We start from the raw sequence: 19,621 nt of genomic DNA, 5'->3' as shown, positions 1-19,621 counted from the left end.
TTTGCTGATGCTGACCAGAACGGCTCAGCCCTGCACCTCCGCGATTGCAATGTGCCAAAAGAGGTCAACAAGATTCATGACTATCAGCGACGCGCTGCACCGTCTGTTACTGGACAACCTGACCACTGCCACCATTCTGCTCAATGCCGATCTGCGCCTTGAGTACATGAACCCGGCAGCTGAAATGCTGCTGGCCATCAGTGGTCAGCGCAGCCATGGGCAATTCATCAGCGAGCTGTTCACCGAGTCCGCCGAAGCACTGAGTTCGCTTCGTCAGGCTGTGGAGCAGGCTCATCCTTTCACCAAACGTGAAGCCATGCTTACCGCACTGACCGGCCAGACCCTGACCGTCGACTATGCGGTGACGCCTATTCTCAACAAGGGCGAAACCCTGTTGCTGCTTGAGGTTCATCCACGTGATCGCCTGCTGCGCATCACCAAGGAAGAAGCCCAGTTGTCCAAGCAGGAAACCACCAAGATGCTGGTGCGTGGCCTAGCTCACGAAATAAAGAACCCCCTCGGCGGGATTCGCGGTGCCGCTCAGTTGCTGTCCCGAGAGCTGCCTGAAGAAAGCCTCAAGGACTACACCAACGTCATCATCGAGGAAGCCGATCGCCTGCGCAATCTGGTGGACCGGATGTTGGGGTCCAACAAGCTGCCCTCACTGGCCATGACCAATGTTCATGAGGTGCTTGAGCGGGTCTGCAGCCTGGTCGAGGCAGAAAGTCAGGGATGCATCACCTTGGTGCGCGACTATGATCCAAGTATCCCCGACGTCCTGATAGACCGTGAACAAATGATCCAGGCTGTGCTCAATATCGTGCGTAACGCGATGCAGGCCATCAGCGGCCAGAACGAGCTGCGCCTGGGACGAATCACCTTGCGTACTCGCGCCATGCGTCAGTTCACCATCGGGCACATTCGCCATCGTCTGGTGAGCAAGATCGAAATCATCGACAACGGCCCCGGTATTCCGGCCGAGCTTCAGGAAACCATTTTCTACCCCATGGTCAGTGGCCGCCCGGATGGTACGGGACTCGGTCTTGCCATTACCCAGAACATCATTAGCCAGCACCAGGGCCTGATCGAATGTGAGAGCCATACCGGCCACACCACTTTCTCGATATTCCTGCCGCTGGAACAAGGAGCCGCTTCGACATGAGCCGTAGTGAAACTGTCTGGATCGTAGATGACGATCGTTCCATCCGCTGGGTACTGGAAAAGGCCCTGCAACAGGAAGGCATGACCACACAAAGCTTCGATAGCGCGGATGGGGTGATGAGTCGCCTGGCCCGTCAGCAACCGGACGTGATCATTTCCGATATCCGCATGCCGGGTGCCAGTGGCCTCGATCTGCTGGCGCGCATTCGCGAGCAGCATCCGCGCCTGCCGGTCATCATCATGACCGCCCATTCGGATCTGGACAGCGCCGTAGCGTCGTATCAGGGCGGTGCTTTCGAGTACCTGCCCAAACCTTTCGACGTCGATGAAGCTGTCTCGCTGGTCAAGCGCGCCAACCAGCACGCCCAGGAACAGCAAGGCCTGGACGTTGCACCTGCCCTGACCCGCACCCCGGAAATCATTGGTGAAGCGCCAGCGATGCAGGAAGTGTTTCGCGCCATCGGGCGTTTGAGCCACTCCAACATCACCGTGCTGATCAACGGCGAATCGGGTACCGGTAAAGAGCTGGTCGCCCACGCCCTGCACCGCCACAGCCCGCGCTCGGCTTCGCCGTTCATTGCACTGAACATGGCAGCGATTCCAAAGGATCTGATGGAGTCGGAGCTGTTTGGCCACGAAAAAGGCGCCTTTACCGGCGCGGCCAACCTGCGGCGCGGCCGCTTCGAGCAGGCCGATGGCGGCACGCTGTTCCTCGATGAAATCGGTGACATGCCAGCCGATACTCAGACGCGCCTGCTGCGCGTACTGGCTGACGGCGAGTTCTATCGGGTCGGCGGTCATACGCCGGTCAAGGTCGATGTGCGCATCATTGCCGCAACTCACCAGAACCTCGAAACACTGGTGCAGGCCGGCAAGTTCCGTGAAGACTTGTTCCACCGCCTGAACGTGATCCGTATCCACATTCCACGCATGTCGGACCGTCGCGAAGACATCCCGACCCTGGCCAAGCACTTCCTGAGCCGCGCTGCGCAGGAACTGGCGGTAGAGCCCAAGCTGCTCAAGGCCGAGACCGAGGAATATCTCAAGCATCTGCCATGGCCGGGCAACGTCCGCCAACTGGAAAACACTTGCCGCTGGATCACGGTCATGGCTTCAGGCCGTGAAGTGCATATCAGCGACCTGCCGCCCGAACTGCTCAGCCTGCCACAAGACGCCGCGCCAGTGACCAACTGGGAACAGGCATTGCGTCAGTGGGCCGATCAGGCACTGTCTCGCGGCCAGTCCAGCCTGCTGGACAGCGCCGTACCGACCTTCGAGCGCATCATGATCGAAACCGCGCTCAAGCACACAGCCGGTCGCCGTCGCGACGCCGCCGTGCTGCTGGGCTGGGGCCGCAACACCTTGACCCGCAAGATCAAGGAGCTGGGCATGAAGGTCGATGGCGGGGATGACGATGAAGGGGATGAGGGTTAAACCCCCACTCCCCCCCATTCATGATGTGATCTGCAGGAGCGAATGAATTCGCTCCTACGCAGTTATTGGGCCAGCGAAGGCTTGGCCCAGAGGTTGATCCCGCCTTCCACGGCAAAACGATCGATCTCGGCCAGTTCCTCACTGCTGAACTCAAGGTTCTTCAACGCGCCGACGTTCTCGATGATCTGCTCCGGACGGCTGGCACCAATCAGGGCAGAGGTCACACGCGGATCACGCAGCGTCCAGGCCAGAGCCATCTGCGCCAGGCTTTGACCACGACGCTTGGCAATCTCGTTGAGCGCCCGCACATGGGCGATGTTTTCTTCGGACAAATGCGAAGCCTGCAACGAACCGCCACCCGGGCGATTGACCCGAGCGTCCTGCGGCACACCATTCAGATACTTGTCCGACAGCAGCCCCTGAGCCAGAGCGGTAAAGGCAATCACGCCAGTGCCCAGCTCTTCGGTTGCATCGAGCAGATCTTTCTCGACCCAGCGATTGAGCAGGTTGTAAGCCGGTTGATGGATCAACAGCGGCACCTTCCACTCTTTCAGCAGCGCGGCAATTTCGCGGGTTTTCGAGCCTGAGTAGGAAGAAATACCGATGTACAACGCCTTGCCCTGCTGCACGGCAGTGGCCAGTGCGCCAGCGGTTTCCTCCAGCGGAGTATCAGGGTCGAAGCGATGGGAATAGAAGATATCCACATAGTCGAGGCCCAGGCGTTGCAGGCTCTGGTCGAGGCTGGCCAGCACGTACTTGCGTGACCCGCCACCCTGCCCGTAAGGCCCAGGCCACATGTCCCAGCCTGCCTTGGTGGAGATGATCAGTTCATCGCGGTACTGCTTGAAGTCTTCGCGCAGCAAACGACCGAAATTGACTTCGGCACTGCCATAGGGCGGGCCGTAGTTGTTGGCCAGATCGAAATGATTGATCCCCAGATCGAATGCCGTGCGCAGCATGGCGCGCTGGGTTTCGATGGGCGTGGTGTCACCGAAGTTGTGCCAAAGACCAAGCGAGAGAGCCGGCAACACCAGCCCACTGCGGCCGGTACGGCGATAAGGCATGTCGTTATAGCGGTTTTCGGCAGCGATGTAGGTCATTGAGTCCTCTCTTGTAAGGTGGTTTCGGATGGCCTTCGCGTGAATGAATTCATTCGCGAACGCCTCCCTTCAATACAGCCTGCTGTACATCGACCCGCTTGGGCACCAGTCGGTTCTCGTAGAACAGATCGGCGGTGGCCTGTTGGGCGCGGATGATTTCAGGCGTGATCGGCAGGCTGGGTGATTCTGGACGATGGTCGATGTACTGACCGATCACCGCTTCAGGCAAGCCCATGCTGCGCGACAGTATCTGGATACTCTCGGCACGCTGGCTACGGGTCAGCGCGTCGGCGGCGCTCAGTTCGTTCAATACCTGCTGAACGAAATCACCGTTGCTCTCGGCATAGGCTCGACGAGCCGTGTAGATCGGACCGGACAACCCAAGCCCTTCGCCATTGGCCAGCACACGGCTGTGCCCTTCATTGATGGCGATGGAGTAATAGGGGTCCCAGATGGCCCAGGCATCGACGCTGCCGTTTTCAAACGCGGCACGGGCATCGGCCGGAGTCAGGTAGATCGGCTGGATATCCTTGAAGCTCAGACCGGCCTTGTTCAAGGCACGCAACACCAGATTGTGGGCGCTGGAGCCTTTCTGCAACGCGACCTTGCGGCCTTTCAGGTCAGTCACGCCTTTGAGCGGGCTGTCGTTGCGCACCAGTATGGTTTCAGCTTGCGGCTTGGCCGGCTCGGCGCCGATGTACACCAGATCGGCGCCTGCCACCTGAGCGAAGATCGGCGGGATATCACCGGTCGAAGCGATATCCAGACTGCCGATATTCAAGGCCTCAAGCATCTGCGGCCCGGCTGGAAACTCGATCCACTTGATCTGGGTATTGGCGAAGCGCTTTTCCAGCAAGCCGTGTTCCTTGGCCAGTACCAGTGTGATGGAGCCCTTCTGATAGCCGATGCGCAGGGCGTCCGGCTCTTTGGCAATCGCGGTGTTGAACACCCCGCACAAGGTCAGGACGGCGGCGATGAAGGCCTGTGGTTTCATGGGAGTTTTCCTTATGAATAGGATTGCACTGCAAAACCATCGCAGGAGCGAATCGGGCGGCGCTCCGCTCATTCGCGAGAGGCCGGTACATCCGCAGAAGATCTGTCGCCTTCAATGGCGTCTCGCGGATGAACCCGCTCCTACAGTCGTCAGTTACTCAAACCGGTTCGATGGTCTTTGCAGCCCGAGGTTTTCACGCAGGGTCGAACCTTCGTATTCGGTGCGGAACAATCCGCGGCGTTGCAGCTCAGGCACCAGCAGGCGGGCCACATCTTCCAGACCGCCCGGCAGATGCGGTACCAGCACGTTGAAGCCGTCCGCAGCACCTTGCTCGAACCAGGTCTGTAGCTCATCGGCGATCTGCGCTGGCGTGCCGATCAGGCTGTAATGCCCTCGGCCACCGGCGATGCGACGTCCCAGTTGCGCAAGGTTCAGGTTTTCCTTCTCGGCCAGATCGGTCAGCAGCTTTTGCCGACTGCGCTGGCCGCTGTCGGTCAATGGCAGTTCCGGCAACGGTCCATCAAGCGGATAGCCCGACAGATCGAAGTTGCCCAGCATGCGGCCCAGCAACGCCACGCCCACATGAGGGTCGACCAGATCCTGGAACGACTCGAATTTAGCCTGAGCCTCAGCCTCGGTTTCAGCCACCACGATAAACACGCCAGGCATGATTTTCAGCGACTCGGCACTGCGCCCGTATGCCTTCAGTCGCCCCTTGATATCGGCGTAGAACGCCTGGGCATCGGCCAGTGAAGTCTGGGCCGTGAAGACCACTTCAGCCGTTTGCGCCGCCAGATCACGCCCGACCTCCGAAGAACCCGCCTGCACCACGACAGGCTGGCCTTGTGGAGAGCGCGCCACATTCAGCGGGCCTTTGACATTGAAGTGTTCGCCGTGATGGTCGAGCACATGCAGCTTGGCGGGGTCGTAATATTCCCCGCAGGCCTTGTCGCGGATAAAAGCGTCGTCCGCCCAGCTGTCCCAGAGCCCGGTCACTACCTGATGAAACTCGCGGGCACGACTATAGCGCTCGGCGTGTCCCACATGCTCTTCACGGCCGAAGTTCTGAGCTTCGGCGGCGGCATCGGAAGTCACCAGATTCCAGCCAGCCCGCCCGCCGGACAGATGATCCAGCGAGGCGAACTTGCGGGCGACATGGTAAGGCTCGTTATAGGTCGTGGTCGCCGTTGCAATCAGGCCGATGTTATCGGTCACTGCGCTCAGGGCCGACAGCAGCGTCAGCGGCTCGAAATGATCGGAGCGCGCCATGTGACTGGCGATATCTCCGGTCGCGGCCGCCACACTGTCAGCCACGAACAATGCGTCGAACCGCGCATCTTCCGCCACCCTGGCCAGATGCTTGTAGTGCTTGATATCAAGCCCTGCATTGGCCGGAACATCCGGGTGACGCCAGGCCGCCACATGATGCCCGGTGGCCATTAGAAACGCGCCTAACTTCAACTGACGAGCGGACTCGCTCATAACCAACTCCTTACCGATTCATTGAGGGTTGTTGCACGCAACGGCTCAAAAATCCTTACGCAACTGCACACCGAAATAACGCTCGTCATCACGTGGTACTGCACGGTAGATGTAGTTACCGCCAGTGGCCAGCATCGGCGAGTAAGACTTGTCAGCCAGGTTCTTGCCCAGCAACGCTACACGCCAGCCTGCGTTGTAATCCGCCAGGGCAACGCTCGCATTCCAGATGCCGTAAGCGCCTTGTTTGGTGTCGGCGTTCTGGCTGATGTCGTACTGCACTTCGCTCTGCCAGCTGTAATCGGTACCCAGCTCGATGTCCAGGCCGTTATCCAGCGGGATGGTGTAGTCGGCGCGAACGTAGCTTTTCCAGTCAGGGCTGTATGGCAGAGTCTTGCCATCGACATTGCAGGACGCCGCCGCACCGGCCGGGCATGCGAAGCTGTCGATACGCGCCTTGGTGTAAGCCACTGCACCGGAGATTTTCAGGTTGGTGGTGGCCTGCAAGGCGTAATCGAGTTCGACACCTTCAGTGCTGACACTACCGGCGTTGATCAGGCGCGTTACCACCTGCCCGGCCACGCTGTCGAAGAAGTTCGCCTGATAGTTGTCGTACTCGCTGCGGAAGACCGCCAGGTTGGTGGTCAGGCGATTGTTCCAGCTGGTGGCCTTGATACCGACTTCCCAGGTGTTGGAAGTTTCCGGTTTGAGCGCATCGGTATCACGCGGCTGCATGTTGAAGAACACGTTATAAGCCGGGCCTTTGTAGCCGCGCGAGTAAGTGACATAAGTGGTCACCGCATCGCTGAGATCGTATTGCAGACCCAGACGACCGGACTTGCCATCTTCATCCACGGTGCCCGAGCTGCTGGTCGCCGGCTGGATGCCGCTGACCGTAGTGGCCGAGGTGGATACACGACGGTGGTCATATTCCAGCTTGTCGTGGGTCCAGCGCAGGCCGGCGATCGCACGGAAATCAGGCGTGAAGTTGAAGGTGGTTTCACCAAATACCGAGTAGCTTTCACTGGTAGTGCTGTAGTCGGCGATGCCACGGTCCTGGGTCGTTGGCGTGATCAAGGTGCGCTGATAGGTTTCATCGCTCTTGCCATGCATGTAGAACAGGCCGCCGACATACTCCAGGAACTCACCTTTCGGCGAAGCCAGGCGCAGTTCCTGAGAATACTGGTTGTACTCCAGCTGGCCCTTGTCTTCGGTGCCGGGGAATGCAGCGGTGATGGTGCCGAGACGATCGCCATCCTGATACTGGGTGTTGTCCCAGCCGCGCCAGGCGGTGATGGAGGTCAGGGTGTAGTCGCCCAGCTTCCAGTCCAGTTGGCCGGACAAGCCTTTGTTGATGTCATCGACATGGCTGCGGTAATCGCTGTTCACATCGCGGTTGTCGCTGTCGGCCCGTACAGGCGACAAGGCACTGCTGAACGCTGGCGTCAGCGACTTGCTGACCACGCCGTTGGGCGCATCGTCATGAGCCTCCATGTAGTCGGCGGTCAGGGTGAACTTGATGTCGTCATTCGGGGTGAACTCCAGCTTGCCCCGTGCGCCCTTACGGTTATAGCCGTTGACTTCCTGACCGTTGAGCTTGTTGTCGACGTTGCCGTCGTAGCTGCCGAACAGGGTAGTGATCGAGCCCTTGAGGGTCTGCGGAATCAGGCTGCCGCCGATACCGAAGCGCGTGCGGCTTTCGTTACCGCTGAAATAGGACTGATCGATATAGCCATGTGTCTCTTCGGTCGGAGCCTTGGTGACCACGTTGAGCACACCGGCCGAAGCGTTCTTGCCGAACAACGTGCCCTGAGGGCCGCGCAGGACTTCGATGCGCTCCAGATCCAGCAGGTCCAGGGTTGCCTGGCCGGGACGACCGAGCACGACACCGTCGATGACCGTCGCAACGGTCGGCTCGACGCCCGGCGATGTGGAGATAGTGCCCACACCACGGATGAACAGCGAGGTGTCCTTGTTGGAAGCGCCGGTGCGGAAGTTCAGGGTCGGGATCTGCTGCACGATGCTGGAAACACCATTGCGGTTGTCGCGCTCCAGTTGCTCGCCTTCAACCACGGAAACTGCGACAGGCACCTTCTGCAACGACTCTTCGCGGCGCGTGGCGGTAACGGTGACCGCTTTGAGCGTGGGCGCCTCGGCGTTCTGCGTGGCTTCGGTTTCGGCCATCGCCGGAGCCAGCGGCAAAGCCGCCAGGCCCATCAGCAGCATGCCGCAACGACGTCCGCGCGCCGTGTTGGCCTGGCCGACGGCTTGCGCCAGAAGGTTGTGTTTGACGCTATCCCCAAGTGTTGTGTGCATCTGCGTGCCTGCCTGATATGTGCCCTGGTCGGTCAGTGTTCAAGCACTGACGTCTGAAATTGCTGGCTAACCGGGTTCGGGCATTCGCGGTGGCGAGTAGCAGACAAACCAGTTTGTTAGCGCTAACATCGCCAGTATCAGTAACCGACACATAGATCGTCAAATACTGAAAAATTACCTTTATATTCTTTTTTCTTTTATACGAAGTGACTGCACATGGCTGACGAGATTCCTGCGACACGCAAACGCCGAGGCGCAGGCCGCGTGACCATCACTGGCGTGGCAAAGCAGGCAGGCGTTTCGGCCATTACCGTGTCGCGTTATTTCAACCAGCCGGATCAGGTTTCCCCCGAACTGCGCGAACGCATCGCCGCAGCGGTCAATCAACTGGGCTATGTACCCAATCTGGTGGCAGGAGGCCTGGCATCGGCGCGCAGCCGGGTCGTGGCCATGGTGATTCCCAACATTTCCGGCCCGATCTTCGCCAACACCATTCAGGGCTTCAGCGATACCTTGAGCAAGCACGGCTTCCAGTTGCTACTGGCCTCCAGCTACTTCTCCACCGAACAGGAAGAAAGCGCGGTACGGGCATTTCTGGGCTGGTCACCGGCAGCGCTGGTGCTGACCAGCCGCTTTCACAGTGCTGCCACAGAGAAAATGATCGAGCAGGCGGATATCCCGGTGATCGAAACCTGGGACCACCAACCTGGTCGCAGCCCGATCCAGATCGGGTTCTCGCATTACGAAGTGGGCGTCACCGCTACACGTTATCTGCATGACAAGGGCTACCGACGCATCGCCTTCGTGCAGAACAGCATGGCAGGTGACTTCAGTGCTCTGGAACGTCGTGACGGCTACATAGCCACCCTGGAAACATTCGGCCTGAAACCCACAGTCTTCGTCCCGGATGAAGGGCTGGCACCCTTCGAGGCAGGCAAACAGGCGATGGATGCGCTCATGAGCCGCGCAACCAGGCCCGACGCCATCTTCTTCGCCAACGACAACCTGGCCGCCGGTGGACTGCTCGCCAGCCAGCGCGCAGGCCTGCAAATACCAAAGGACTGCGCGGTCATGGGCTTTGGCGACTACGCCTTCGCACAAATGATGATGCCCAGCCTCAGCACCATCAAACCACCCGCCCTGGAAATCGGCGTCCTGGCTGCACAGCGCGTACTGGAAAGCCTGGGCGTACTGCCGCTGGAAGGGGAAATACAAAGGCTGAACCTGCTCGATTGCAGCCTGATTGAGCGGGAAAGTACGTGACAATGTAGCTGCAAGTTATAAGCCGCAAGCTGCAAGCTACAAGCTACAAGCTACAAGCTACAAGCTACAAGCTACAAGCTACAAGCTTTTGACTTGAGGCTTAAAGCTTGCAGCTTGCCCCTACCTCACCAAATGCAAAAACTGCATATGCCGTTCGTACTGGTCCAGTATGTCGTTGATGACCTGTTCCTTGGTGTAGCCCACCAGATCGTAGTCCTGGCTGCCTTCGCTCAAGTGGACTTCGGCTCGGTAGTAACGACGGTTGTTCAGTTGTTTCGAGCCCATGCCGCCGCGGGCGAATGACGGGGTGAAGAAGCCTTTCATCTGCACCTGGTAAATGAACGGTCGTTCTTCGCCGTGGCCGATTTCCAGGCTGACGGAGTCGTTGGATGGATCGGGTTGAGTATCGACACTCAGGCCTTTCTCAACGAACACCGCAGTCACTTCTTCAATCGCAGGGCGCACGGTCTGGTCGAGGAAGCGATAGACCTCGTCACGCGATGGATAGTGCACGGCCTGGCTAAGGCGCTGTCGCCAGCCTCCACGTCGCGCACCGGAAGCCGGGGCCAGCGAGTAGGTCTGGGCGATCTGGCGTTGGCTCTCCATGAAGAACGCCTTGTGCAGCCCCCACATCATCAGCAGCAGAATCAGCGAGAACGGCAGCGAGGTCAGCACGACGGCGGACTTCAGCGCATCGATGCTGCCGGAGAACAGCAACCCGCTGGTAATCACCGCTGTCGCCACACCCCAGAACACACGCAGCCATTTCGGACCGTCTTCGTCCGGGCCGCCGCCCTTGGCCGACAGGGTAGACAGCACTACAGTGCCCGAGTCCGCCGAGGTGACGAAGAAGACGAAGCTGATGAACACCGTCACTGCAATGACAGTCTTGCTCCATGGATAGGTTTCCAGCAGCAGGTACAGGGTCATCGACGGATCATCGATGGCTGACTGTCCCAGCGCAGTCATGCCGTGGTTGAGCACTTGCTCGATGGCGCTGTTACCGAATATCGACATCCAGGCGAGGGTGAAACCCAGCGGGATCAGCAGCACGCCAAAGACGAATTCGCGAATGGTCCGGCCACGGGAAATACGCGCAATGAACAGGCCTACGAAAGGCGCCCATGCAATCCACCAGGCCCAATAGAAAACCGTCCAGCCGCCCAGCCAGCCATTGGCGTCGCTACTGTAGGCATAGACATCGAAACTCTTGGTCGGCAGTGCGCCCAGATAGTCGCCGATGTTCTGCACCAGCGTGTTGAGCAGATGTTGAGTAGGGCCGGCGAACAAGACGAACAGCAGCAGTGCGCAGGCGAGCAGCATGTTGATGTCGGACATGACTCGCACGCCCTTGTCGACGCCCGAGACGGCTACCAGAATTGCAGCGCCCATCATCAACGTGATCAACCCGACCTGAATCCATTGGGTATGGGACACGCCGAACAGGTAATCCAGCCCCGAGTTCAGGTGAAGCACGCCGAATCCCATATCGGCGCCAAGACCAAAGATGGTCGCGATGATGCCAAAGCCATCGACGGCATAACCGATAGGGCCGTTGATACGCTTGCCGATCAGCGGGTACAGCGCCGAGCGCAAGGCCAGCGGCAGGTTGTGCCGATAGGCGAAGTAAGCCAGTGCCATGCCGACGAAGGCAAATACGCCCCAGCCATGCAAGCCCCAGTGCAGGAACAGCAACTGCATGGCCTGACGCGCAGATTCAGTGGTTCCGCCCTCGCCCTGTGGCGGTTGGAGCATGTGGGTCAGAGGCTCGGAGACACAGAAGAAGAACAGCGTGATGCTGATCCCGGCGGCAAACAACATGCCCGCCCATGACAGATAGCTGAACTCGGGCTCGTCGTGGTCGGCACCGAGCTTGATCTTGCCGTAGCCAGACAAGGCGGTGACCACCACGAAGACCAGATACAGCGTCATGGCCAGCATGTAGTACCAGCCAACCGTATTGGCCGCCCAGTTCTGCGCTGCCAATAACCATTCGCCGCTGGCTTGCGGGAAAGCAATTACGGTGACGCCAAAGATCAGGATGACACTCGCGGCAAAGTAGAACACCGGAGCATTCATGCGGACCTGGCCGCTGGATGGGGAAACGGACGTACTCATGAACGGCACGCCTCTGCTTCAAGACAAAAAGCGCCATAAAAAGAGGGGAACACGGGAAGGACTCCTGGTATGAGCGGGCAGAAAACTACCTGCAAAAAACAAATCGCATACAGGGGAATGCGGGCTCAGACCGGGATATGACGCACGATGGCGCAGGATCGTTCCCTACGCCAAGGAGCAACAGTGGCAAGTGGCAAGCCACAAGCCACAAGCCACAAGCTTGAAGCTTGAAGCTTGAAGCTTGAAACTACCAACTCTCTTACTTCTGAGTTCCGTCGTCCTGTTGCAGCAGGTTGGCCTGGGTCAGGTTGCAACCGGCCGGGACGCTACGGGTCAGCCAGACGTTGCCGCCGATGGTCGAGCCCTTGCCGATGGTGATACGCCCAAGAATGGTCGCACCGGCATAGATCACCACATCGTCTTCGACGATCGGGTGACGTGCATGACCTTTCTGCAACTGGCCATCTTCGTCTGCCGGGAAACGCTTGGCGCCCAGTGTCACCGCCTGATAGATCCTGACCCGCTCACCAATAATGGCCGTTTCGCCAATCACCACGCCCGTGCCATGGTCGATAAAGAAGCTCGGCCCGATCTGTGCGCCAGGGTGGATGTCGATGCCGGTGGAAGAATGGGCGATTTCCGAACTGATACGCGCCAACAGAGGCAGACCGGCCCGATACAGGTGATGCGCCAACCGGTGATGGATCACCGCAAGAATGCCCGGATAGCACAACAGAACCTCATCGACACTGCGCGCAGCCGGATCGCCATGATAGGCAGCCAGCACGTCGGTATCGAGCAGCAGGCGAATGGCTGGCAAGGCCGTGGCGAAATCCTGGATCAGTTCCAGCGCCCGTTCGTCGATCCCCTGAGTCTCGCCGCCCTGTTGATGCGCCACGTAACGCAACTCCAGCCGAGCCTGGGCCAACAGCGCATTGAGCGCCACATCCAGGGTATGACCGACGTAGAAATCCTCGCTTTCTTCGCGCAGATCCACCGGCCCCAGACGCATGGGAAACAAGGCACCGCTCAAGGCTTCGAGAATCTCGCCCATGGCCGCCCGGGAAGGCAGCTCCCGACCACCATGTTCACCGCTCACCCGCCTGTTGCGAGTACGCCAGTCTTCTCGCGCTGTGCGCAACTGGCTGACGATCCGCTGCAACTGCCAATGGCTGGAGCGGCCTGGGGCAGGTGCTTCTGGAATATCGCTCACGCTGAACTCTCCTTGATTCAAAGAAGGCAACCCGATGATGGTGGCCACTGCGGCCTCCACTCTACGGCAAACATTTGTGCGGAAAAAATAACAATTTGCGTAGGGCTTTAACCCCCTTGTCATAAAACATCGTGGGTTGCCGTGCAGGAAACCTCTGCATATAGTCCGATAACTCCCTTCTCGGCTTATCTACCACGATGATCAAAAAACAGCTGGCACGTTTCAATCGCCTTGACCTGATAGGCGCTCCCACCCCGCTGGAAAAGCTTGAGCGCCTGTCGACCTGGGCGGGCCGTGATATCTATATCAAGCGCGATGACACCACGACCCTTGCGCTGGGCGGCAACAAGGTACGCAAACTGGAATACCTGGCGGCCGACGCACTGGCTCAGGGTGCCGACACACTGATCACAGCCGGCGCAATCCAGTCCAACCATGTGCGCCAGACCGCAGCACTGGCCGCTCGTCTCGGGCTGGGTTGCGTTGCGCTGCTGGAAAACCCCATCGGCACTGAAGACACCAACTACCTGCACAACGGCAATCGCCTGCTGCTGGATCTGTTCGACGCCAAAGTCGAACTGGTGGAAAACCTCGATAACGCCGATGAGCAACTGCAAGCCCTGGCCGCACGCCTGCGCACCAGTGGCAAGAAGCCTTACCTCGTACCGATTGGCGGCTCCAGTGCCGTAGGCGCACTGGGCTATGTGCGTGCCGGGCTGGAACTGGCCGAGCAGATCAAGCAGACCGGCCTTGATTTCGCCGCCGTGGTACTGGCCTCCGGCAGCGCTGGCACCCACAGCGGTCTGGCCCTGGCGCTGGCTGAGCAGTTGCCCGAACTGCCCGTGATTGGCGTCACCGTTTCCCGCAGCGAAGAAGCCCAGTTCCCCAAGGTCCAAGGCCTGGCCGAACGTACCGCCGAGTTGCTTGATGTCGCACTCCCCCCCGCCTTCAAGGTGCAACTGTGGGACGAATACTTCGGCCCGCGCTATGGTGAACCTAACGCAGGCACGCTCTCGGCAATCAAACTGGTGGCCAGCCACGAGGGGCTGCTGCTTGATCCGGTCTACACCGGCAAGGCCATGGCGGGCCTGCTCGATGGCATCGGGCGTCAGCGCTTCAATGACGGTCCGCTGATCTTCCTGCACACCGGTGGTGCGCCAGCGTTGTTTGCTTATCCGGGTGTGTTCAGCAGCTAATGAAGCGGCGCCGACGCATATACCGAAAGAAAAACTGAAGATGCTTTTTAGTTCTTTTTGTTTATAAGCAACTCGATTTATATTCGCGACCGCCACACGCTGTCGCCAGGTCTGACTTGCCTGACATCTCATACAAACAAGGGGCTCGCATGAACATTTCCGCTATTCGTCGCACGTTTCTCTTCTCGGCTCTGAGCCTGGTGCTCGGCACCGGTATTGCGGGGCAAGCCATGGCAGGCGAACAACTGCAAAAGATCAAGGACAGCGGTACCCTCAATGTGGGTCTGGAAGGCACTTATCCGCCATTCAGCTTCGTGGACGAAAACGGCAAGCTGACCGGCTTCGAGGTCGAATTGTCCGAGGCTCTGGCCAAGGAACTTGGCGTCAAGGCCAAGGTGCAACCGACCAAATGGGACGGCATCCTCGCCGCTCTGGAGTCCAAGCGTCTGGATCTGGTGATCAACCAGGTCACCATTTCCGACGAGCGCAAGAAGAAGTACGACTTCTCCCAGCCCTACACCATCTCCGGTCTTCAGGCGCTGACCCAGAAGAAAAACGAAGACACTATCAAGACCCCTCAGGATCTGGCGGGCAAGAAAGTCGGTGTCGGTCTGGGCACCAACTATGAGCAGTGGATCAAGACCAACGTCCCGACTGCCATCGTCAAGACCTACGACGATGATCCGACCAAGTTCCAGGACCTGCGCGTAGGCCGTATCGACGCCATTCTGGTCGACCGTCTGGCGGCTCTGGAAATTGCAGCCAAGACCAAGGATGCCTTTGGTGTAGCGGGTGCTCCGTTCTCCCGCCAGGAATCCGGTATTGCCCTGCGCAAGGGCGAGCCTGAATTGCTGGACGCCATCAACAAGGCACTCGACAAGCTGCGTGCCGACGGCACTCTGGGCAAACTGTCGCAAAAGTACTTCAACGCTGACGTGACCAAATGATCGAAGAGGGTCTGAAACTCGTAGCAGACTCTGCGCCCTTTCTGCTCAAGGGCGCGTACTACACGGTCATTCTCAGTCTTGGCGGGATGTTTTTCGGATTGCTGCTGGGCTTCGGCCTGGCACTGATGCGCCTGTCGCGTTTCAAGCTGGTGAGCTGGACGGCACGTATCTACGTGTCGTTCTTCCGTGGCACACCGCTGCTCGTGCAATTGTTCGTGATCTATTACGGCCTGCCTCAACTGGGAATCGAACTGGACCCGCTGCCTGCAGCGCTGATCGGTTTCTCGTTGAACATGGCTGCCTACGCCTGTGAAATCCTGCGCGCTGCCATCGGTGCCGTAGAGCGCGGGCAGTGGGAAGCGGCGGCCAGTATCGGCATGACCCGCTGGCAGACCATGCGTCGGGCGATCCTTCCGCAAGCAGCACGTACTGCCCTGCCACCGCTGGGCAACAGTTTCATTTCTCTGGTCAAGGACACGGCCCTGGCCGCTACGATTCAGGTGCCGGAGTTGTTCCGTCAGGCACAACTGATCACCGCCCGAACCTTTGAAATCTTCACCATGTACCTTGCCGCCGCGCTGATCTACTGGGTCCTTGCATCGCTGCTCGCGCACCTGCAAAACCGTCTCGAAGCGAGGGTCAATCGGCATGATCTGGAGTCTTGAAGCATGATCGTGGTTGAAAACCTCACCAAGGAGTTCAAGGGCCAGCAAGTGCTCAAGGGCATCGACCTGCGCATTGAAGCCGGGGAAGTCGTGGCAATCATCGGCCCCAGCGGCTCGGGGAAAACCACGTTGCTGCGCTGCCTGAATCTGCTTGAAACACCCACCAGCGGGACGATCAAGGTAGGTGACATCCAGATTGATAGCAGTCGCACCTTGAGCCAGCAACAGAACCTGATCCGCCAGTTGCGCCAGCAGGTCGGGTTTGTGTTCCAGAACTTCAACCTCTTCCCCCATCGAACGGCGCTTGAAAATGTCATCGAAGGCCCGGTGGTGGTCAAGAAGGTTGACCGGGAAAAGGCCATTGCTCTGGCCCGGCAGCTGCTGGCCAAGGTCGGGCTGTCGGGCAAGGAAGATGCCTATCCGCGTCGTCTGTCCGGTGGGCAGCAGCAACGGGTCGCGATTGCCAGGGCATTGGCAATGGAACCCCAGGTCATCCTCTTCGACGAACCCACCTCTGCGCTGGACCCGGAGCTGGTCGGCGAAGTGCTGACGGCCATTCGGGCACTGGCCGAAGAAAACCGCACCATGGTTATCGTCACCCACGAGATGAGCTTTGCGCGGGATGTCGCCAACCGGGTGATTTTCATCGACAAGGGCGTGATCGTTGAGCAAGGAGAAGCCAAGGCCTTGTTCGCCAACCCGAAGGAAGAACGTACCAGGCAATTTCTGGAACGCACCAGAACCTGACCCTGAAAGCAGCCCACCACACAAGCAGCGTCCCGATGGCGCTGCTTTTGCCGACATTACATTTCCACACGAATTGATCGATCAACATCCCTGGCAGGTGAACGCCTCAAAGCCCGGGAAAAATATCGAATTGATTTCTTGAACACTCCCCGCCTCACGATCAGCCCTTCATCCTGCCCCGACACGCACAAATCTCCCTCCTGCGCCTGCTCATCAGGTAGTTGTTGTTCATGTAACGAACATTACAGGGCACATCTTTGTAGTAGGACGTTAGTTTGTTTAAAAGTAAACAGCCTCGGTATATCGATGTAGGAATTATCTATTTTTTCAAAAGCCCCTCATCGCCCTCCATTCGCATATTGACACTCGCACACAAAACCCATTAGCTCACTCCAAATAACAGATATGGCATCACTGCAAGTTTCAAGTACGTTCTTACAACACCTTGCAATGTTTGCCACAGCTCCAAACTTCAAGGTACTTATCAACTCATACTTTCAGACCATGCGACCACAGAAAAACCGCACAGGCGATAACAACCCGTTACTGGCACTTCTGTTAACCAAGAGTATTCGGACATGAGCCACACCTATTGCAACCCCGCTTCCTCGAAGCTTTCACCCCCCTTCATTCCCCAGGCCAGCCGTCACGGCATCGGGGTGCGGATAGCGTCTCATTTGATGGTTCATATTCATCCCTATAACGATATGGATGAAGGTGACCTGATCGAACTGTTCTGGGATGGCTGCTACGTCGCGTCGAAAATCCTTACGGCCTTCGACATCGATCAGAACATCGCCCTGCGTGTACCGGAAAGCTTTCTGCAAAACGGCAAGGCACGTACCTATTACAAGATGATGAAAGTGGGCGGGGCTCCTGTCACCTCGCCCACCCGCAAGATATGGGTCAAGCTGGATGCACCTGGCGGTCAGTTGCTGGACCCCATCGAGGAAGAAAACCAGGGGCTGGCTCCGTTGTCCCTGCCACCTTCGGTCGTACGTCGCGGCTTGAGCAGCAGGCACATGAACAGCGGACTACCGATCACGATCGAGCCCTACCTGAACATGGCTCCCCATGACGAAATCACCCTGCGCTGGGGTGACCTGCGCATGGATCTGCCACCTCTGACTCTCGAAGACATTGGGGAGCCCATCGATCTGGTCGTACCTGCAACATTGATACGCGAAGCAGGCTGCGAAAAACTGGAGGCTACTTATTGTGTCATTGACCGTGTAGGAAACAACTCGCTTTGGGCACCACCACGCGAAATAAAAATCCGGACTTCAGGTGAACTTGTCCGGTGATGTTGAATAACGCCTATCTTACTGTACGCCAGCCTTACATGATTCGGACTCTGATCATGGACCGCTGGCGTCTTTCACATACACTCTATTTTCTGAAAGAGTGCTGAATGATGAAAACCTGTTCATCCACTCATTACAAAAACACATATAAATACATACAACTAACATGGAGTAATATTTCCACATGGCCTGACTGACAAGTCAGTACTTGTGACGCCACCCAAGGGGTCAGCCAGCGCCTTCTGAATCGCCAACATTTGCCATCTATGCTTATTCCAAAAAGCACGTTTTAAAAAAATTGATACAAGATTAGGGTATATAAACCGGACCACCGGACATCGTGATGTTTTCTTGCTGCCCCTTGGGCGGCGCCCCCGTAACGAGGTTCCGATGGTTTCTTTCACAATTACCCCCGTGGATAACACCAGGGCATTACCTAAAAACACTGCCCAGCACACCTCGGCTCCACAAGAGCCAGATGTTGCGCCCTTGCTACTACCGGCCAAGGTGTTGCACAACGACGCCCAGGCCATTGCCGCCGCCCATGAGCTGGCAGGCATCGCACGCCTGAATGCAGCCAGAAGGGATCAGGAACGCAGGCTGCCCTGGTCGGAAATCGAGCAGTTCACCCGTAACGGGCTGGGCAGCATTTCCGTTCCCAAGGCTTATGGCGGCCCGCAGGTTTCCTTCGTGACCATTGCCGAAGTATTCCGGATCATCTCGGCCGCCGACCCTGCACTCGGGCAGATCCCGCAGAACCAGTTCGGCATCCTTCATCTGCTGCAGGACGGTGCCAACGAACAGCAAAAGAAGTCCCTGTTTCAAAGCGTCCTCGATGGCTGGCGCATCGGCAATGCCGGGCCCGAGCGGGGTACGAAAAACACGCTGGAACTCAAGGCACGCATCACTGCCGACGGCGACCGTTTTGTCATCAATGGCCAGAAGTTCTATTCCACTGGCGCCCTGTTCGCCCACTGGGTAGCGGTCAAGGCCCTGGACGACGAAGGACGGCAGGTCATGGCCTTCGTGAAACGCGGCGCGCCAGGCCTGAGCATCGTCGATGACTGGTCAGGCTTCGGCCAGCGCACCACGGCCAGTGGCACGGTATTGCTCAATAACGTACCGGTGGAAGCCGAGCACGTGGTCGACAACTGGCGCCTGGCGCTGACTCCGAATATTCAGGGCGCCGTCTCACAACTGATTCAAGCTGCCATTGATGCAGGTATCGCTCGCGAGGCCATCGACGAGGCCATCACCTTTGTGCGCGAGCGTGCTCGTCCATGGGTCGATGCCAACGTCGAGCGAGCCAGTGACGACCCTTATGTCATCGCTGATATCGGCAAGCTGAAACTCGACCTGCATGCCGCCGAAGCCCTCTTACGCAAGGCCGCCCAGGCCCTCGACGAAGTGAATGCTGCGCCAATCGACGAAGACTCCGCAGCCCGCGCCTCCATTGCAGTGGCCCGCGCCAAGGTACTGACCACGGAAATCTCGTTGCTCGCCAGTGAAAAGCTGTTCGAGCTGGCTGGCAGCCGCGCCACCCTGGCGCAGTTCAATCTCGACCGCTACTGGCGCAATGCCCGCGTCCACACCCTCCATGACCCGGTGCGCTGGAAATACTACGCCGTCGGCGCCTGGCATCTGAACGGCACCCTGCCCGCACGCCACTCCTGGATTTGAACCA

The 19,621-nt window shown here is 58.5% G+C and carries 15 protein-coding genes; 9 read left to right on the top strand and 6 right to left on the bottom strand.

Annotated elements, in window-relative coordinates; genetic code table 11:
* The first annotated feature begins 76 nt into the window (after nucleotides 1-76).
* Together glnL and ntrC are read left to right on the top strand one after the other, a co-directional pair.
* Nucleotides 77-1,162, top strand: a complete 1,086-nt coding sequence (gene glnL / locus Q6A51_RS09865) for a nitrogen regulation protein NR(II) (RefSeq protein ID WP_201003932.1) — start codon at nucleotides 77-79, stop codon at nucleotides 1,160-1,162.
* Nucleotides 1,159-2,595, top strand: coding sequence for a nitrogen regulation protein NR(I) (ntrC, locus tag Q6A51_RS09860; protein ID WP_201003934.1), 1,437 nt, complete (start codon nucleotides 1,159-1,161; stop codon nucleotides 2,593-2,595). Before glnL ends, ntrC begins: the two co-directional genes overlap by 4 nt.
* Before the next feature lie 62 nt (nucleotides 2,596-2,657).
* Here the strand turns inward: ntrC and mgrA are convergent, their stop codons facing one another.
* The 4 genes from mgrA to Q6A51_RS09840 all read right to left on the bottom strand — a co-directional run bounded on the left by mgrA (nucleotide 2,658) and on the right by Q6A51_RS09840 (nucleotide 8,484).
* Nucleotides 2,658-3,695: an L-glyceraldehyde 3-phosphate reductase gene (gene mgrA, locus Q6A51_RS09855; protein ID WP_201018902.1), complete on the bottom strand. Its 1,038-nt coding sequence runs from the start codon at nucleotides 3,693-3,695 to the stop codon at nucleotides 2,658-2,660.
* Between the two features lie 49 nt (nucleotides 3,696-3,744).
* Nucleotides 3,745-4,689 (bottom strand): sulfonate ABC transporter substrate-binding protein, encoded by a 945-nt coding sequence (locus Q6A51_RS09850; RefSeq protein WP_304574708.1) that lies wholly within the window; start codon nucleotides 4,687-4,689, stop codon nucleotides 3,745-3,747.
* 153 nt (nucleotides 4,690-4,842) lie between these two features.
* Nucleotides 4,843-6,171, bottom strand: coding sequence for an LLM class flavin-dependent oxidoreductase (locus Q6A51_RS09845; protein WP_304574707.1), 1,329 nt, complete (start codon nucleotides 6,169-6,171; stop codon nucleotides 4,843-4,845).
* A 45-nt stretch (nucleotides 6,172-6,216) separates the two neighbouring features.
* A complete protein-coding gene (locus Q6A51_RS09840; RefSeq protein WP_304574706.1) occupies nucleotides 6,217-8,484 on the bottom strand; it encodes a TonB-dependent receptor in 2,268 nt (755 codons plus the stop codon).
* Between the two features lie 216 nt (nucleotides 8,485-8,700).
* Here Q6A51_RS09840 and Q6A51_RS09835 point away from each other — a divergent pair, with 216 nt between their 5' ends.
* Complete coding sequence (locus tag Q6A51_RS09835; protein WP_201003944.1) at nucleotides 8,701-9,747, top strand: LacI family DNA-binding transcriptional regulator; 1,047 nt, start codon at nucleotides 8,701-8,703, stop codon at nucleotides 9,745-9,747.
* Between the two features lie 120 nt (nucleotides 9,748-9,867).
* Here the strand turns inward: Q6A51_RS09835 and betT are convergent, their stop codons facing one another.
* Both betT and epsC read right to left on the bottom strand, forming a co-directional pair.
* On the bottom strand, nucleotides 9,868-11,826 hold the full coding sequence (gene betT / locus Q6A51_RS09830) for a choline transporter BetT (RefSeq protein ID WP_236124185.1): 1,959 nt from the start codon (nucleotides 11,824-11,826) through the stop codon (nucleotides 9,868-9,870).
* A gap of 298 nt (nucleotides 11,827-12,124) precedes the next feature.
* Nucleotides 12,125-13,078: a serine O-acetyltransferase EpsC gene (gene epsC, locus Q6A51_RS09825; protein ID WP_201018907.1), complete on the bottom strand. Its 954-nt coding sequence runs from the start codon at nucleotides 13,076-13,078 to the stop codon at nucleotides 12,125-12,127.
* Between the two features lie 197 nt (nucleotides 13,079-13,275).
* On the opposite strand from epsC, the gene Q6A51_RS09820 reads away from it, so the two are divergent.
* The 6 genes from Q6A51_RS09820 to Q6A51_RS09795 all read left to right on the top strand — a co-directional run bounded on the left by Q6A51_RS09820 (nucleotide 13,276) and on the right by Q6A51_RS09795 (nucleotide 19,617).
* Entirely contained in the window at nucleotides 13,276-14,274 is a 999-nt protein-coding gene (locus Q6A51_RS09820; protein WP_304574705.1) for a D-cysteine desulfhydrase, read from the top strand.
* Nucleotides 14,275-14,423: 149 nt separating this feature from the next.
* Entirely contained in the window at nucleotides 14,424-15,221 is a 798-nt protein-coding gene (gene tcyJ, locus Q6A51_RS09815; RefSeq protein WP_201018909.1) for a cystine ABC transporter substrate-binding protein, read from the top strand.
* Nucleotides 15,218-15,886: a cystine ABC transporter permease gene (tcyL, locus tag Q6A51_RS09810; RefSeq protein WP_201018910.1), complete on the top strand. Its 669-nt coding sequence runs from the start codon at nucleotides 15,218-15,220 to the stop codon at nucleotides 15,884-15,886. Before tcyJ ends, tcyL begins: the two co-directional genes overlap by 4 nt.
* Nucleotides 15,887-15,889: 3 nt before the next feature.
* Nucleotides 15,890-16,633, top strand: coding sequence for an L-cystine ABC transporter ATP-binding protein TcyN (gene tcyN, locus Q6A51_RS09805; RefSeq protein WP_304574704.1), 744 nt, complete (start codon nucleotides 15,890-15,892; stop codon nucleotides 16,631-16,633).
* A gap of 578 nt (nucleotides 16,634-17,211) precedes the next feature.
* Nucleotides 17,212-17,937 carry a hypothetical protein gene (locus tag Q6A51_RS09800; protein WP_304574703.1) on the top strand — a complete coding sequence of 242 codons (726 nt, stop codon included), beginning with the start codon at nucleotides 17,212-17,214 and terminating at the stop codon, nucleotides 17,935-17,937.
* A 507-nt stretch (nucleotides 17,938-18,444) separates the two neighbouring features.
* Nucleotides 18,445-19,617: an SfnB family sulfur acquisition oxidoreductase gene (locus tag Q6A51_RS09795; RefSeq protein WP_304574779.1), complete on the top strand. Its 1,173-nt coding sequence runs from the start codon at nucleotides 18,445-18,447 to the stop codon at nucleotides 19,615-19,617.
* The last annotated feature ends 4 nt before the right edge of the window (nucleotides 19,618-19,621 follow it).

It is taken from the genome of Pseudomonas serbiensis (assembly GCF_030580745.1).
Taxonomy (GTDB): domain Bacteria; phylum Pseudomonadota; class Gammaproteobacteria; order Pseudomonadales; family Pseudomonadaceae; genus Aquipseudomonas; species Aquipseudomonas serbiensis.
The sequence above is the reverse complement of the archived record's forward strand: the minus strand, read 5'-3'. Positions and strand labels throughout refer to the sequence as shown.

Bases quoted from the DNA above. Each gene is read 5' to 3' on its own strand.
- Q6A51_RS09840 (WP_304574706.1), bottom strand. From the start codon at position 8,484: ATGCACACAACACTTGGGGATAGCGTCAAACACAACCTTCTGGCGCAA.
- Q6A51_RS09835 (WP_201003944.1), top strand. From the start codon at position 8,701: ATGGCTGACGAGATTCCTGCGACACGCAAACGCCGAGGCGCAGGCCGC.
- mgrA (WP_201018902.1), bottom strand. From the start codon at position 3,695: ATGACCTACATCGCTGCCGAAAACCGCTATAACGACATGCCTTATCGC.
- tcyL (WP_201018910.1), top strand. From the start codon at position 15,218: ATGATCGAAGAGGGTCTGAAACTCGTAGCAGACTCTGCGCCCTTTCTG.
- Q6A51_RS09820 (WP_304574705.1), top strand. From the start codon at position 13,276: ATGATCAAAAAACAGCTGGCACGTTTCAATCGCCTTGACCTGATAGGC.
- Q6A51_RS09845 (WP_304574707.1), bottom strand. From the start codon at position 6,171: ATGAGCGAGTCCGCTCGTCAGTTGAAGTTAGGCGCGTTTCTAATGGCC.
- betT (WP_236124185.1), bottom strand. From the start codon at position 11,826: ATGAATGCTCCGGTGTTCTACTTTGCCGCGAGTGTCATCCTGATCTTT.
- ntrC (WP_201003934.1), top strand. From the start codon at position 1,159: ATGAGCCGTAGTGAAACTGTCTGGATCGTAGATGACGATCGTTCCATC.
- Q6A51_RS09850 (WP_304574708.1), bottom strand. From the start codon at position 4,689: ATGAAACCACAGGCCTTCATCGCCGCCGTCCTGACCTTGTGCGGGGTG.
- Q6A51_RS09800 (WP_304574703.1), top strand. From the start codon at position 17,212: ATGAGCCACACCTATTGCAACCCCGCTTCCTCGAAGCTTTCACCCCCC.
- tcyJ (WP_201018909.1), top strand. From the start codon at position 14,424: ATGAACATTTCCGCTATTCGTCGCACGTTTCTCTTCTCGGCTCTGAGC.
- tcyN (WP_304574704.1), top strand. From the start codon at position 15,890: ATGATCGTGGTTGAAAACCTCACCAAGGAGTTCAAGGGCCAGCAAGTG.
- glnL (WP_201003932.1), top strand. From the start codon at position 77: ATGACTATCAGCGACGCGCTGCACCGTCTGTTACTGGACAACCTGACC.